Consider the following 12419-nt stretch of genomic DNA (forward strand, 5'->3'; position numbering starts at 1 on the left):
TGTACTCTACCTTCCCGATTATTTCTTGATCGGCTTACGCGGACCCTTACGGGTGCGAGCGTTGGTTTTAGTACGCTGTCCACGTAGTGGTAGACTGCGACGATGACGAAGACCACGGTAACAGCCAAGGTCCATAAGACGCTTGATGTTCATAGATACTTCACGACGTAGATCACCTTCTACAGTGTACTTAGCTACACCATCACGCAGTTGATCGATCTGTTCATCAGATAGTTCACTGATCTTAACATCTTCAGCAATACCCACTTCAGCTAGGATAGCTTGAGAGCGAGTCTTACCGATGCCGTAGATCGCAGTTAGTGCGATTACAGCGTGTTTTTGATCAGGAATGTTAATGCCTGCTATACGGGCCATTATTCACTCCATTAGTGTTTCTTAAAAGAATTAGCCGCAACAAAGCCCGTTATGGATACGTTGCGGGATACTACTTCTTTTGCACGCAAAAGGTAGGCCGAGGAATATACTCGACACTACCTTACATTTCAAGTAAAAATTTCTGCTGATTAGCCTTGGCGCTGCTTGTGCTTTGGCTCACTGCAAATCACGCGAACGACACCGTTACGCTTGATAACTTTACAGTTACGACAGATTTTTTTAACGGAAGCACGAACTTTCATTGCTAAACTCCGTAAATGAAATCTGAGTCTACCGCCGTATTAACGGCCATAGCCTTTCAGATTCGCTTTTTTCAACACAGAATCATACTGTTGAGACATCAGATGAGTCTGTACCTGTGCCATGAAATCCATGATTACTACCACTACGATTAGTAGTGATGTGCCGCCAAAGTAGAAACGAACGTTCCACGCGACCATCATGAACTCTGGGATCAGACAGATAAAGGTAATGTACAACGCACCCGCTAGAGTTAATCGTGTCATCACTTTATCAATGTATTTCGCTGTCTGCTCGCCGGGGCGGATGCCGGGTACGAAAGCACCAGACTTCTTCAGATTATCTGCTGTTTCACGCGGGTTGAAAACCAACGCCGTGTAGAAGAAGCAGAAGAATATAATCGCTGCTGCATAAAGCATTACATACAACGGTTGACCTGGGCTAAGAGCCAAAGACACGTCAGTTAACCAACCGAACGCGCTGCTCTCACCATTCTGACCAAACCATTGAGCCAGTGTTCCTGGGAACAGGATAATACTTGATGCGAAGATTGCTGGAATAACACCTGCCATATTAATTTTAAGTGGCAAGTGAGTGCTTTGTGCAGCAAATACCTTACGACCTTGTTGACGCTTCGCGTAGTTTACAACGATTCGACGTTGACCACGCTCCATGAATACAACGAAGTAGATAACTGCAAAAGCAAGTACACCAATCAACAGCAGAAGAAGTACATGCAATTCACCTTGACGCGCTTGCTCGATTGTTTGACCGATTGCCGAAGGCAATCCAGCAACAATACCTGCAAAGATAAGTAACGAAATACCGTTACCAATTCCGCGCTCTGTAATTTGTTCACCTAACCACATTAGGAACATGGTGCCGGTTACTAAACTTACGGTAGCAAGTAGCGTAAACATGGTTTGGGGTATAACCACCAAATTATCGACCATGTTTGGTAAGCCTGTTGCAATACCAATAGCTTGGAATGTTGCAAGTACAAGCGTGCCGTAGCGTGTATATTGGCTGATCTTACGACGGCCTGCTTCACCCTCTTTTTTGAGTTCAGCTAACGCTGGGTGAACTACTGTTAGCAGTTGGACAACAATCGAAGCCGAAATATACGGCATGATGCCCAACGCTAAAATAGATGCACGCTCAAGAGCACCACCGGAGAACATGTTAAACATTTCAACGATGGTACCTTTTTGCTGTTCGAACAAATCGGCAAGTACAGCAGCGTCAATACCAGGGAGTGGTACGAAAGAACCTGCACGGAATACTAAAAGTGCACCTAATACAAACAATAGGCGCGATTTTAACTCCGCCAATCCATTTTTCGCACTACTAAAATCTTGTCCTGGTTTTTTAGCCATCTGTACCTTTCCTACGAAGATTATTCTTCGATTTTACCGCCTGCAGCTTCGATTGCAGCTTTAGCGCCTTTAGTCACACGTAGACCTTTAACAGTCACAGCTTTGCTGATTTCACCAGAAAGAACAACTTTAACAAATTCGATGTTCTTAGTGATGATGTTAGCAGCTTTTAGGCTGTTTAGATCTACTACGTCACCTTCTACTTTCGCTAGCTCAGCTAGACGAACTTCAGCAGACACTAGGCTCTTACGAGAAGTGAAACCGAATTTAGGTAGACGTTGTTTTAGAGGCATCTGACCGCCTTCAAAACCTGGACGAACTGAACCGCCAGAACGTGACTTTTGGCCTTTGTGACCGCGGCCACCTGTTTTACCAAGGCCAGAACCGATACCACGACCTACGCGCTTCGCAGAAGGCTTAGAGCCCGCAGCCGGTGATAGAGTATTCAAACGCATTCTGATTACTCCTCAACTTTAACCATGTAGTAAACCTTGTTGATCATACCGCGTACGCACGGAGTATCTTCAAGTTCTACTGTGTGGTTGATTTTACGAAGGCCTAGACCTTTAAGACACGCTTTGTGCTTAGGTAGACGACCAATTGAGCTCTTAGTTTGAGTTACTTTAATAGTTGCCATGGTGTTCTTACTCCGAAATAGCTTCAACAGTTAGACCACGTTTAGCAGCAACCATTTCTGGCGACTTCATGCTACCTAGTGCATCGATCGTAGCACGAACGATGTTGATAGGGTTCGTAGAACCGTATGCTTTAGATAGTACGTTGTGTACACCAGCAACTTCTAGTACTGCACGCATCGCACCACCTGCGATAACACCAGTACCTTCAGCAGCAGGCTGCATGTAAACTTTAGAGCCCGAATGACGACCTTTCACCGGGTGGTGAAGAGTGCCTTCGTTAAGAGCGATCGTAGTCATGTTACGACGCGCTTTTTCCATTGCTTTTTGAATCGCTGCAGGTACTTCACGAGCTTTGCCGTAACCGAAACCTACACGACCGTTACCGTCACCAACTACAGTTAGTGCAGTGAAGCTCATGATTCGACCACCTTTAACCGTCTTAGATACACGGTTAACTGCGATCAGCTTTTCTTGCAAATCATTAGCTTGTTGTTGTTCTTTAGCCATCTTCCAACCCTACCTTAGAATTTCAGACCAGCTTCGCGAGCAGATTCTGCTAGCGCCGCTACTCGACCGTGGTATTGGAAACCAGAACGATCAAATGCAACAGAAGCTACGCCTTTTTCAAGAGCGCGCTCAGCAACAGCTTTACCAACTGCTTTAGCTGCATCAACGTTACCAGTGTTCTTAACTTGCTCACGGATCGCTTTTTCTACAGTAGAAGCAGCTGCGATAACCTCAGAGCCGTTTGCCGCGATAACTTGTGCGTAAACATGGCGAGGAGTACGGTGTACTACCAGGCGAGTTGCACCAAGTTCTGCAATCTTACGACGTGCACGTGTAGCACGACGGATGCGAGATGCTTTCTTATCCATAGTGATACCTTACTTCTTCTTAGCTTCTTTAGTACGCACATTTTCATCTGCGTAACGAACACCTTTGCCTTTGTAAGGCTCAGGAGCACGGTAAGAACGAATGTCAGCCGCAACTTGACCAACTAGTTGTTTGTCACAACCAGTGATAACAATTTCAGTTTGGCTTGGACATTCAGCTTTAATACCCGCTGGCAACTCGTGCTCAACTGGGTGAGAGAAGCCTAGTGTTAGGCCTACAGCGTTGCCTTTCATAGCAGCACGGTAACCAACACCTTTAAGGGTTAGCTTCTTAGTAAAGCCTTCAGTAACACCAACAACCATGTTGTTAACTAGAGCGCGAGCTGTACCAGCTTGTGCCCATGCGTTTACAACACCTTCTTTAGGACCGAAAGTTAGGTTGTTATCTTCCTGAGCGATAACTACTGCGTCGTTAAGAACGCGAGAAAGTTCGCCTTTAGCACCTTTTACAGTGATTTCTTGGCCGTTTAGTTTCACCTCTACGCCAGCTGGAATAGCGACAGGTGCTTTAGCAACACGAGACATGTTCTACTCCTTATTATGCTACGTAGCAGATGATTTCACCGCCAAGACCTGCTTTACGTGCAGCACGGTCTGACATCAGACCCTTGGAAGTAGAAACGATAGCAATACCCAAACCGCCCATCACTGTTGGTAGCGAGTCTTTGTTTTTGTAGACGCGCAGACCAGGACGTGAAACACGTTTTAGTTGCTCAATTACTGGTTTAGCTTGGAAGTACTTAAGAGTAACTTCTAGCTCAGGTTTTACTTCGCCTTCAACAGCGAAATCTGTGATGTAACCTTCAGCTTTTAGTAGTGCAGCGATTGCAACTTTAAGCTTTGAAGAAGGCATTTTAACAGCAACTTTGTTTGCTGCCTGACCGTTACGAACGCGGGTCAGCATATCCGAAATCGGATCTTGCATGCTCATAAACTTTACTCCAAATGATTAAGTGGCAATTACCAGCTAGCCTTACGAAGTCCAGGAATCTCGCCTTTCATGCAAGCTTCACGAACTTTGATACGGCTTAGACCGAACTTACGTAGGTAACCGTGTGGACGACCAGTTTGGTTGCAACGGTTGCGCTGACGAGATGCACTTGAATCACGTGGAAGAGATTGCAGTTTAAGAACTGCGTTCCAACGATCTTCTTCAGATGCGTTTACATCGCTGATGATAACTTTTAGCGCAGCACGCTTTTCAGCGAACTTAGCTACAAGTTTTGCACGCTTAGCTTCGCGTGCCTTCATAGAATTTTTAGCCATAACAGTAACCCTTCACCTTACTTACGGAATGGGAAGTTAAAGGCAGCCAGCAGAGCACGGCCTTCCTCATCAGTGCCAGCAGACGTCGTGATAGTGATATCAAGACCGCGCACTCGATCAACTTTATCAAAGTCGATTTCCGGGAAGATGATTTGCTCGCGAACGCCCATGCTGTAGTTACCGCGTCCGTCAAAAGACTTAGCGCTAACACCACGGAAGTCACGTACACGTGGTAGAGCGATGTTAATCAAACGCTCAAGAAAATCCCACATACGTTCGCCACGTAGGGTTACTTTACAACCGATAGGGTAGCCTTCACGGATTTTGAAACCAGCAACAGATTTGCGAGCTTTAGTGATAAGTGGCTTTTGACCAGAGATCGTTGCCATATCAGCAGCTGCGTTTTCTAGCAGTTTCTTATCGTTGATTGCTTCACCAACACCCATGTTTAGGGTGATTTTCTCGATTCTAGGGACTTGCATGACGCTTGTGTAGCTGAACTGTTTGGTCAGATCAGCGACTACAGACGACTTGTAGTAATCATGCAGTTTCGCCATAGTAGAACTCCAAATTACTTCTAATTAGTTAGAAACGGTTTCGCCGTTAGACTTGAAGAAACGAACTTTCTTGCCGTCTTCAATGCGGAAACCGATACGGTCAGCTTTACCAGTAGCTGTGTTGAAGATCGCTACGTTAGAAACATCAATTGCTGCTTCTTGCTCAACGATACCACCTTGTTGACCTAGAGCCGGAACCGGCTTTTGGTGTTTCTTAACAAGGTTGATGCCTTCAACGATAACTTTACCAGTTGCTAGGACCTTAGTTACTTTACCTTTCTTGCCTTTATCTTTACCAGCAAGAACGATTACTTCGTCGTTACGACGGATTTTAGCTGCCATCTTACGTGCTCCTTACAGAACTTCTGGAGCCAGTGAAACGATCTTCATGAACTTATCGCCACGAAGTTCGCGAGTCACAGGACCAAAGATACGTGTACCGATTGGTTGCTCAGTATTGTCATTTAACAGTACGCAAGCATTACGGTCGAAGCGAATGACAGAACCGTCTGGACGACGTACGCCTTTACGGGTGCGAACTACCACCGCCTTCAGTACATCACCTTTTTTAACTTTACCGCGAGGAATTGCTTCCTTAACAGTAACTTTGATGATGTCACCGATATGTGCATAACGGCGGTGAGAGCCACCCAGAACCTTAATACACATTACGCTGCGAGCGCCTGAGTTATCAGCTGCGTCCAGCATACTTTGCATTTGGATCATGTTAGTGCTCCGCTAAATATAAAAAAAACTAGACCCTCACGGGTCGGGCTGCCTCTTTAAAAGGGACGCGAATTGTACCACCCTTTTTTTTAATTGGGTAGTCAAAAAATAAACGGCTCCAAAATAATTTTTGGAGCCGCTTTATTATAGAAGAGTGAAGATTAAATCTTCGCCTTTTCTACAACTTTTACCAAAGTCCAAGACTTAGTCTTAGACAGTGGACGACACTCTGCGATTTCAACTTTGTCGCCTAGGCCACATTCGTTGTTCTCGTCATGTGCGTGTACTTTTGTCGTGCGCTTTACGTATTTACCGTAAATTGGGTGTTTAACCATGCGCTCGATAGCAACAACGATAGACTTGTCCATCTTGTCGCTAACAACACGACCTTGTTGAGTACGTTTTTGTTCGCTCATTATGCGCCTGCCTTCTCAGTCAAAACAGTTTTCACACGTGCGATATCACGGCGTACAGCTTTCAGAGTGTGAGTTTGCTGTAGTTGACCAGTTGCAGCTTGCATGCGCAAGTTGAACTGTTCACGTAGCAAATTCAAAAGCTCTGCATTAAGCTCTTCAACGCTTTTTTCGCGTAGATCTTGTGCTTTCATCACATCACCTGCTTAGTTACAAATGTAGTCTTGAATGGCAGTTTACGAGCCGCTAGGCGGAACGCTTCACGTGCCAATTCTTCAGGTACACCACCCATTTCGTACATAACCTTACCAGGTTGGATTTGGGCTACCCAGTACTCAACGTTACCTTTACCCTTACCTTGACGAACTTCAAGTGGTTTTTCTGTGATTGGTTTGTCTGGGAACACACGGATCCAGATTTTACCTTGACGCTTAACGTGACGTGTCATTGCACGACGTGCCGCTTCAATTTGACGAGCAGTTAGACGACCACGGCCAACAGCTTTAAGACCGAATTCGCCGAAGCTTACATCAGTACCTTTAGCTAGACCACGGTTACGACCAGTCTGAACCTTACGGAACTTAGTACGTTTAGGTTGTAGCATCTGTCGACTCCTTACTTACGGCCTTTGCGCTGCTTCTTAGGCTTATCGCCTTTAGGCTCTACAGCGTTAGCTGCTGGCATGCCGCCTAGGATCTCACCTTTGAAGATCCAAGTCTTGATGCCGATCACACCGTATTGAGTGTGAGCCGAAGAAGTTGCGTAATCAATGTCAGCACGTAGAGTGTGTAGAGGCACACGGCCTTCACGGTACCACTCTGAACGTGCGATTTCAGCGCCGCCTAGACGACCGCTTACTTCCACTTTGATACCTTTAGCACCTAGACGCATTGCGTTTTGTACCGCGCGCTTCATAGCACGACGGAACATCACACGACGCTCTAGCTGAGACGCGATGCTGTCACCAACAAGTTGCGCATCTAGTTCAGGCTTACGTACTTCAGCGATGTTAATTTGCGCTGGTACACCTGCAATTTTAGCTACAGCTGTGCGTAGCTTCTCAACGTCTTCACCTTTCTTACCGATTACAACGCCTGGACGAGCAGTGTGAATAGTCACACGGATGCTCTTAGCAGGACGTTCGATAACGATGCGTGATAGTGACGCTTTTTTCAGTTCGCTTGTAAGGAACTGACGTACCTTGAAGTCGCCGTCTAGGTTGTCAGCGAAATCTTTGGTGTTAGCAAACCATGTAGCATTCCAAGGCTTAACGATGCCAAGACGAATACCATTTGGATGTACTTTCTGACCCATTGCTTACTCTCCTAGTCTTAAGCGTCTGCTACAACAACAGTGATGTGGCTTGAACGCTTCAAGATACGGTCCGCACGGCCTTTAGCACGAGGCATAATACGCTTCATGATAGGGCCTTCATCTACGAAGATTTTAGCGACATTAAGATCGTCGATATCTGCACCTTCGTTGTGCTCCGCGTTCGCGATAGCTGACTCAAGAACTTTCTTGATTAGCTCAGCAGCTTTTTTGTTGCTGAAAGTCAAGATTTCTAGAGCTTGGTCAACTGATTTACCACGAATTTGATCTGCAACTAAGCGAGCTTTCTGAGGCGAAATGCGAGCAAAGTTATGTTTAGCTAATGCTTCCATCATCTACTCCTTAACGCTTCTTAGCTTTCTTATCCGCAGCGTGACCGCGGTAAGTACGAGTTGGTGCGAATTCACCCAGTTTGTGACCGATCATTTCTTCGGTAACGAAAACTGGTACGTGCTGACGACCATTATGGACAGCGATGGTCAAACCGATCATCGTAGGGATGATCATTGAGCGACGGGACCAAGTCTTAATAGGCTTTTTGTCTCCGCTTTCCACCGCTTTCTCTACCTTCTTCAGCAAGTGTAGGTCAATAAATGGACCTTTCTTGAGAGAACGTGGCATGGCGATTCCTCTTTATATAGATTACTTGTTACGACGACGTACGATGTACTTGTCAGTGCGTTTGTTCTTACGAGTCTTGAAGCCTTTAGTAGGCATACCCCAAGGTGATACTGGGTGACGACCGCCTGATGTACGACCTTCACCACCACCGTGTGGGTGATCAACTGGGTTCATTACCACACCGCGAACGGTTGGACGAACACCGCGCCAGCGGTTAGCACCAGCTTTACCAAGTTCACGTAGCATGTGCTCAGAGTTACCAACTTCACCGATCGTTGCACGACCTTCAGAAAGAACTTTGCGCATTTCGCCAGAACGTAGACGGATAGTTACATATGAACCGTCGCGAGCAACGATTTGAGCATATGCACCAGCCGAACGAGCTAGCTGACCACCTTTACCAGGCTTAAGTTCAACGTTGTGTACAGTTGAACCTACTGGGATGTTACGCATTGGAAGTGCGTTACCAGCTTTGATAGGTGCGTCTGCACCAGACTGGATAGCATCACCAGCTACAACACCTTTAGGTGCAAGGATGTAACGACGCTCACCGTCTGCGTACAGCACAAGTGCGATGTTCGCGCTACGGTTTGGATCGTATTCTAGACGCTCAACTTTCGCTGGGATACCGTCTTTAGTACGTTTGAAGTCAATTACACGGTAGTGGTGCTTGTGACCACCGCCGATGTGACGTACTGTGATGCGACCGTTGTTGTTACGACCACCGTTCTTAGAGTTTTTCTCTAGAAGTGGTGCGTAAGGCTTACCTTTGTGTAGGTCAGCGTTTACAACTTTAACAACGTGACGACGACCAGCCGAAGTCGGCTTACATTTAACAATAGCCATTTCTCAACTACTCCTGTTATTCCGCGCCGCCAACAAAGTCAAGATCTTGACCTTCAGCCAAAGTAACGTACGCTTTCTTAACGTCGCTGCGGCGACCCTGGCGTAGACCTTGACGTTTGGTCTTACCCTTAGTGATAAGAGTATTTACAGACTTAACTTCAACTTCAAAAAGCTTTTCTACAGCTGCTTTGATCTCTTTTTTAGTTGCATCTTTAGCTACTTTGAAAACGATAGTGTTCGCTTTCTCAGCTGCCATAGTTGCTTTTTCAGAGATGTGCGGAGCACGTAGAACTTTTAGGATACGCTCTTCAGTGATCATGCTAGCATCTCCTCAACTTGCTTAACTGCTTCAGCAGTAATTACAACTTTGTCGAACGCGATTAGTGAAACTGGGTCGATACCAGCAACGTCACGTGCGTCAACTTTGTATAGGTTACGAGCTGCTAGGAATAGATTCTCATCTACTTCGCTAGTCACGATTAGCGCGTCAGTTAGCTCAAGCTCTTTAAGCTTAGCTACAAGCTCTTTAGTCTTTGGTGCTTCTACAGAGAAGTTATCAACAACGATTAGACGCTCTTGACGAACTAGCTCAGAAAGAATGCTCTTCATAGCACCGCGGTACATTTTCTTGTTTACTTTTTGGCTGTGATCTTGTGGTTTCGCAGCAAAAGTAACACCACCTGTACGCCAGATTGGGCTACGAATTGTACCAGCACGTGCACGGCCAGTACCTTTTTGACGCCATGGCTTAGCGCCACCGCCAGAAACTTCTGAACGTGTTTTTTGAGCGCGTGTACCTTGACGAGCACCTGCTGCAAACGCAACAACTACTTGGTGTACAAGAGCTTCGTTAAACTCACGTCCGAAAGTAGTTTCGGAAACAGTTAGTGCATCAGCACCTTTAACCATTAGTTCCATTACTTACTCCTGAGACGTTATGCTTTAACAGCTGGTTTAACGATCACGTTGCCGCCTGTTGAGCCTGGTACTGCACCTTTAATAAGAAGCAGATTGCGCTCAGCGTCAACACGTACGATCTCTAGGTTTTGAGTCGTTACACGCTCAGCACCCATGTGACCTGCCATTTTCTTGCCTTTAAATACGCGACCTGGAGTTTGACATTGGCCAATAGAACCAGGAGCACGGTGAGACAATGAGTTACCGTGAGTCATATCTTGAGTACGGAAGTTCCAACGCTTAACAGCGCCTTGGAAACCTTTACCCTTAGATGTACCAGTAACGTCTACTTTCTTAGTTTCGTTGAATAGTTCAACTGTTAGCTCAGCGCCAACTGCGAACTCTTCGCCGTTTTCTAGACGGAATTCCCAAAGACCGCGACCAGCTTCAACACCAGCTTTAGCAAAGTGACCTGCTTCTGCTTTGTTTACACGGCTAGCTTTCTTTGAACCAGCAGTAACCTGGATAGCTGCGTAACCATCAGTCTCAAGAGTTTTAACTTGAGATACACGGTTAGCTTCTACTTCAACAACAGTTACTGGGATAGAAACGCCTTCTTCAGTAAATACGCGGGTCATGCCCACTTTACGACCGATTAGACCAATCATTATTCTAATCTCCCTTAACCTAGGCTAATTTGAACGTCAACGCCCGCTGCAAGGTCTAGACGCATCAGTGCATCAACAGTTTTGTCTGTTGGCTCAACGATGTCGATTAAACGCTTGTGAGTACGGATTTCGTACTGGTCACGTGCATCTTTGTTAACGTGTGGAGAGATAAGAACTGTGAAACGCTCTTTACGAGTAGGTAGTGGGATTGGACCACGAACCTGTGCGCCTGTGCGCTTAGCTGTTTCAACGATTTCCGCTGTAGAAGCGTCGATTAGTTTGTAATCGAATGCTTTTAGGCGGATACGGATACGTTGGTTCTGCATGAGACAGAGCTCCAATAATTAAAAATTACACAAACAATATCGCCACTCAAACCCGTACAAGACGAGAGAATGCCGATTGATTTATGTGAAACCGTAGCATCCAAGATTAGGACGCATTGTCAGTTAATTTTCGATTAACTATCCCTACATACCAAAGTCACCTTTGGGGATAGTTTTTCCGAAGAAAAGATAGCTAATTGTATTAACCGCGAACATAAGCTGAGTCTACATTACCCGACATATCAATAAGATAAATCGGCTCCTCGCCGCTCATTGGTTCACAACTGGCTTAACCAGTGCGCTGCATTATACAGATCACAGTTTTATCTGCAAGGTCTGAGCAGAAAATAAACGAAGGATTTTCCACTCTCATGCATTAATCTGAGTATTAGTCCCGACGCTCATATACGCAGTGATATAAAAACAAAACGCAGGCTGAACAATCAGCCTGCGTTGTAACTATATATAGAGAGGGATTGTTGATTATTTCGCGAGACGTTGGCGAACCGCTTCAAATAAACACACTCCCGATGCTACCGATACATTTAAGCTCGATACGCTACCCGCCATTGGGATTTTAATCAGGTCATCACACGTTTCACGAGTTAGACGACGCATACCGTCACCTTCAGCGCCCATCACGATAGCTAGCGGGCCAGTCAGCTTAGCTTGATATATATCATGTGTTGCTTCACCTGCCGTACCCACAAACCAAATGCCCTGATCTTGCAATGCACGCATTGTACGCGCCAAGTTAGTTACACGAACCAGTGGCACAGTTTCAGCTGCACCACACGCGACTTTACTTACCGTCGCTGTCATAGGTGCTGACTTATCTTTTGGTACGATAACCGCAGCAACACCCGCAGCATCTGCGTTACGTAAGCAAGCGCCTAAGTTATGCGGATCAGTCACACCATCGAGCACTAGCAGAAGTGGGGACTCATGCTTAGCGATAATGTCATCTAGGTCATTTTCATTAAGCTGCTTAGCCGGCTTAACACGTGCGATGATACCTTGGTGGTTTGTACCACGTGCTTTGTCATCTAGAGCTTTACGCCCCATTTGCTGGATCGATACACCGACCATCTGCAATTCATTTAGAATTAGCATTAGGCGGTCATCTTGACGACCTTTCAATACAAACGCTTCGATGAAACGCTCTGGCTCACGAGCAAGCACTGCTTTAACTGCGTGAATGCCGTAAATAAATTCGTTACTCAT

The 12419-nt window shown here is 45.9% G+C and carries 25 protein-coding genes; all 25 read right to left on the reverse strand.

The window, feature by feature from the left end; all coding sequences use genetic code 11:
- Nucleotides 1–18: 18 nt before the first annotated feature.
- On the reverse strand, nt 19–375 hold the full coding sequence (gene rpsM, locus MU515_RS08280; protein WP_164647230.1) for a 30S ribosomal protein S13: 357 nt from the start codon (nt 373–375) through the stop codon (nt 19–21).
- Between the two features lie 149 nt (nt 376–524).
- Nucleotides 525–638: a 50S ribosomal protein L36 gene (gene rpmJ, locus MU515_RS08285; RefSeq protein ID WP_000868186.1), complete on the reverse strand. Its 114-nt coding sequence runs from the start codon at nt 636–638 to the stop codon at nt 525–527.
- Nucleotides 639–677: 39 nt separating this feature from the next.
- Nucleotides 678–2012 (reverse strand): preprotein translocase subunit SecY, encoded by a 1335-nt coding sequence (secY, locus tag MU515_RS08290; protein ID WP_260259962.1) that lies wholly within the window; start codon nt 2010–2012, stop codon nt 678–680.
- A 20-nt stretch (nt 2013–2032) separates the two neighbouring features.
- Entirely contained in the window at nt 2033–2467 is a 435-nt protein-coding gene (gene rplO / locus MU515_RS08295; protein WP_260259963.1) for a 50S ribosomal protein L15, read from the reverse strand.
- Nucleotides 2468–2472: 5 nt separating this feature from the next.
- Entirely contained in the window at nt 2473–2649 is a 177-nt protein-coding gene (gene rpmD, locus MU515_RS08300) for a 50S ribosomal protein L30 (RefSeq protein WP_004410429.1), read from the reverse strand.
- Between the two features lie 7 nt (nt 2650–2656).
- Nucleotides 2657–3157, reverse strand: coding sequence for a 30S ribosomal protein S5 (rpsE, locus tag MU515_RS08305; protein WP_260259964.1), 501 nt, complete (start codon nt 3155–3157; stop codon nt 2657–2659).
- 14 nt (nt 3158–3171) lie between these two features.
- Nucleotides 3172–3525, reverse strand: coding sequence for a 50S ribosomal protein L18 (rplR, locus tag MU515_RS08310; RefSeq protein ID WP_004738784.1), 354 nt, complete (start codon nt 3523–3525; stop codon nt 3172–3174).
- Between the two features lie 9 nt (nt 3526–3534).
- The gene (gene rplF, locus MU515_RS08315) at nt 3535–4068 is read right to left on the reverse strand and encodes a 50S ribosomal protein L6 (RefSeq protein ID WP_260259965.1); all 534 of its coding nucleotides are present in this window, start codon (nt 4066–4068) and stop codon (nt 3535–3537) included.
- Nucleotides 4069–4081: 13 nt separating this feature from the next.
- A complete protein-coding gene (gene rpsH, locus MU515_RS08320) occupies nt 4082–4474 on the reverse strand; it encodes a 30S ribosomal protein S8 (RefSeq protein WP_260259966.1) in 393 nt (130 codons plus the stop codon).
- A gap of 29 nt (nt 4475–4503) precedes the next feature.
- Entirely contained in the window at nt 4504–4809 is a 306-nt protein-coding gene (gene rpsN / locus MU515_RS08325; protein ID WP_260259967.1) for a 30S ribosomal protein S14, read from the reverse strand.
- Nucleotides 4810–4826: 17 nt separating this feature from the next.
- The gene (gene rplE / locus MU515_RS08330; RefSeq protein WP_260259968.1) at nt 4827–5366 is read right to left on the reverse strand and encodes a 50S ribosomal protein L5; all 540 of its coding nucleotides are present in this window, start codon (nt 5364–5366) and stop codon (nt 4827–4829) included.
- Between the two features lie 24 nt (nt 5367–5390).
- The gene (gene rplX, locus MU515_RS08335; protein WP_260259969.1) at nt 5391–5708 is read right to left on the reverse strand and encodes a 50S ribosomal protein L24; all 318 of its coding nucleotides are present in this window, start codon (nt 5706–5708) and stop codon (nt 5391–5393) included.
- Between the two features lie 12 nt (nt 5709–5720).
- On the reverse strand, nt 5721–6092 hold the full coding sequence (rplN, locus tag MU515_RS08340; protein WP_053410103.1) for a 50S ribosomal protein L14: 372 nt from the start codon (nt 6090–6092) through the stop codon (nt 5721–5723).
- Nucleotides 6093–6253: 161 nt separating this feature from the next.
- The gene (gene rpsQ, locus MU515_RS08345; RefSeq protein ID WP_260259970.1) at nt 6254–6508 is read right to left on the reverse strand and encodes a 30S ribosomal protein S17; all 255 of its coding nucleotides are present in this window, start codon (nt 6506–6508) and stop codon (nt 6254–6256) included.
- Nucleotides 6508–6699, reverse strand: a complete 192-nt coding sequence (gene rpmC / locus MU515_RS08350) for a 50S ribosomal protein L29 (protein ID WP_004410456.1) — start codon at nt 6697–6699, stop codon at nt 6508–6510. Before rpmC ends, rpsQ begins: the two co-directional genes overlap by 1 nt.
- On the reverse strand, nt 6699–7109 hold the full coding sequence (gene rplP / locus MU515_RS08355) for a 50S ribosomal protein L16 (RefSeq protein ID WP_005379577.1): 411 nt from the start codon (nt 7107–7109) through the stop codon (nt 6699–6701). The genes rpmC and rplP overlap by 1 nt, the downstream gene beginning before the upstream one ends.
- Before the next feature lie 11 nt (nt 7110–7120).
- A complete protein-coding gene (rpsC, locus tag MU515_RS08360) occupies nt 7121–7819 on the reverse strand; it encodes a 30S ribosomal protein S3 (protein WP_004410461.1) in 699 nt (232 codons plus the stop codon).
- 17 nt (nt 7820–7836) lie between these two features.
- On the reverse strand, nt 7837–8169 hold the full coding sequence (rplV, locus tag MU515_RS08365) for a 50S ribosomal protein L22 (RefSeq protein ID WP_260259971.1): 333 nt from the start codon (nt 8167–8169) through the stop codon (nt 7837–7839).
- 10 nt (nt 8170–8179) lie between these two features.
- Nucleotides 8180–8458, reverse strand: a complete 279-nt coding sequence (gene rpsS / locus MU515_RS08370) for a 30S ribosomal protein S19 (RefSeq protein ID WP_005435078.1) — start codon at nt 8456–8458, stop codon at nt 8180–8182.
- 21 nt (nt 8459–8479) lie between these two features.
- Entirely contained in the window at nt 8480–9304 is an 825-nt protein-coding gene (rplB, locus tag MU515_RS08375; RefSeq protein ID WP_260259972.1) for a 50S ribosomal protein L2, read from the reverse strand.
- A gap of 16 nt (nt 9305–9320) precedes the next feature.
- A complete protein-coding gene (gene rplW, locus MU515_RS08380) occupies nt 9321–9623 on the reverse strand; it encodes a 50S ribosomal protein L23 (protein ID WP_164647215.1) in 303 nt (100 codons plus the stop codon).
- Nucleotides 9620–10222: a 50S ribosomal protein L4 gene (gene rplD / locus MU515_RS08385; protein ID WP_260259973.1), complete on the reverse strand. Its 603-nt coding sequence runs from the start codon at nt 10220–10222 to the stop codon at nt 9620–9622. Before rplD ends, rplW begins: the two co-directional genes overlap by 4 nt.
- Nucleotides 10223–10239: 17 nt before the next feature.
- Entirely contained in the window at nt 10240–10869 is a 630-nt protein-coding gene (rplC, locus tag MU515_RS08390; RefSeq protein ID WP_260259974.1) for a 50S ribosomal protein L3, read from the reverse strand.
- Nucleotides 10870–10883: 14 nt separating this feature from the next.
- Nucleotides 10884–11195 (reverse strand): 30S ribosomal protein S10, encoded by a 312-nt coding sequence (rpsJ, locus tag MU515_RS08395; RefSeq protein WP_001181007.1) that lies wholly within the window; start codon nt 11193–11195, stop codon nt 10884–10886.
- A gap of 483 nt (nt 11196–11678) precedes the next feature.
- A complete protein-coding gene (gene rlmB / locus MU515_RS08400; RefSeq protein WP_260259975.1) occupies nt 11679–12419 on the reverse strand; it encodes a 23S rRNA (guanosine(2251)-2'-O)-methyltransferase RlmB in 741 nt (246 codons plus the stop codon).

Origin of the sequence: Vibrio intestinalis (assembly GCF_025195085.2) — a bacterium.
Taxonomy (GTDB): Bacteria; Pseudomonadota; Gammaproteobacteria; order Enterobacterales; family Vibrionaceae; genus Vibrio; species Vibrio intestinalis.

What these genes read in the sequence shown, in the direction of transcription:
- rpsM (WP_164647230.1), bottom strand. Translation starts at nt 375, where the DNA reads ATGGCCCGTATAGCAGGCATTAACATTCCTGATCAAAAACACGCTGTA.
- rpmJ (WP_000868186.1), bottom strand. Translation starts at nt 638, where the DNA reads ATGAAAGTTCGTGCTTCCGTTAAAAAAATCTGTCGTAACTGTAAAGTT.
- secY (WP_260259962.1), bottom strand. Translation starts at nt 2,012, where the DNA reads ATGGCTAAAAAACCAGGACAAGATTTTAGTAGTGCGAAAAATGGATTG.
- rplO (WP_260259963.1), bottom strand. Translation starts at nt 2,467, where the DNA reads ATGCGTTTGAATACTCTATCACCGGCTGCGGGCTCTAAGCCTTCTGCG.
- rpmD (WP_004410429.1), bottom strand. Translation starts at nt 2,649, where the DNA reads ATGGCAACTATTAAAGTAACTCAAACTAAGAGCTCAATTGGTCGTCTA.
- rpsE (WP_260259964.1), bottom strand. Translation starts at nt 3,157, where the DNA reads ATGGCTAAAGAACAACAACAAGCTAATGATTTGCAAGAAAAGCTGATC.
- rplR (WP_004738784.1), bottom strand. Translation starts at nt 3,525, where the DNA reads ATGGATAAGAAAGCATCTCGCATCCGTCGTGCTACACGTGCACGTCGT.
- rplF (WP_260259965.1), bottom strand. Translation starts at nt 4,068, where the DNA reads ATGTCTCGTGTTGCTAAAGCACCTGTCGCTATTCCAGCTGGCGTAGAG.
- rpsH (WP_260259966.1), bottom strand. Translation starts at nt 4,474, where the DNA reads ATGAGCATGCAAGATCCGATTTCGGATATGCTGACCCGCGTTCGTAAC.
- rpsN (WP_260259967.1), bottom strand. Translation starts at nt 4,809, where the DNA reads ATGGCTAAAAATTCTATGAAGGCACGCGAAGCTAAGCGTGCAAAACTT.
- rplE (WP_260259968.1), bottom strand. Translation starts at nt 5,366, where the DNA reads ATGGCGAAACTGCATGATTACTACAAGTCGTCTGTAGTCGCTGATCTG.
- rplX (WP_260259969.1), bottom strand. Translation starts at nt 5,708, where the DNA reads ATGGCAGCTAAAATCCGTCGTAACGACGAAGTAATCGTTCTTGCTGGT.
- rplN (WP_053410103.1), bottom strand. Translation starts at nt 6,092, where the DNA reads ATGATCCAAATGCAAAGTATGCTGGACGCAGCTGATAACTCAGGCGCT.
- rpsQ (WP_260259970.1), bottom strand. Translation starts at nt 6,508, where the DNA reads ATGAGCGAACAAAAACGTACTCAACAAGGTCGTGTTGTTAGCGACAAG.
- rpmC (WP_004410456.1), bottom strand. Translation starts at nt 6,699, where the DNA reads ATGAAAGCACAAGATCTACGCGAAAAAAGCGTTGAAGAGCTTAATGCA.
- rplP (WP_005379577.1), bottom strand. Translation starts at nt 7,109, where the DNA reads ATGCTACAACCTAAACGTACTAAGTTCCGTAAGGTTCAGACTGGTCGT.
- rpsC (WP_004410461.1), bottom strand. Translation starts at nt 7,819, where the DNA reads ATGGGTCAGAAAGTACATCCAAATGGTATTCGTCTTGGCATCGTTAAG.
- rplV (WP_260259971.1), bottom strand. Translation starts at nt 8,169, where the DNA reads ATGGAAGCATTAGCTAAACATAACTTTGCTCGCATTTCGCCTCAGAAA.
- rpsS (WP_005435078.1), bottom strand. Translation starts at nt 8,458, where the DNA reads ATGCCACGTTCTCTCAAGAAAGGTCCATTTATTGACCTACACTTGCTG.
- rplB (WP_260259972.1), bottom strand. Translation starts at nt 9,304, where the DNA reads ATGGCTATTGTTAAATGTAAGCCGACTTCGGCTGGTCGTCGTCACGTT.
- rplW (WP_164647215.1), bottom strand. Translation starts at nt 9,623, where the DNA reads ATGATCACTGAAGAGCGTATCCTAAAAGTTCTACGTGCTCCGCACATC.
- rplD (WP_260259973.1), bottom strand. Translation starts at nt 10,222, where the DNA reads ATGGAACTAATGGTTAAAGGTGCTGATGCACTAACTGTTTCCGAAACT.
- rplC (WP_260259974.1), bottom strand. Translation starts at nt 10,869, where the DNA reads ATGATTGGTCTAATCGGTCGTAAAGTGGGCATGACCCGCGTATTTACT.
- rpsJ (WP_001181007.1), bottom strand. Translation starts at nt 11,195, where the DNA reads ATGCAGAACCAACGTATCCGTATCCGCCTAAAAGCATTCGATTACAAA.
- rlmB (WP_260259975.1), bottom strand. Translation starts at nt 12,419, where the DNA reads ATGAGTAACGAATTTATTTACGGCATTCACGCAGTTAAAGCAGTGCTT.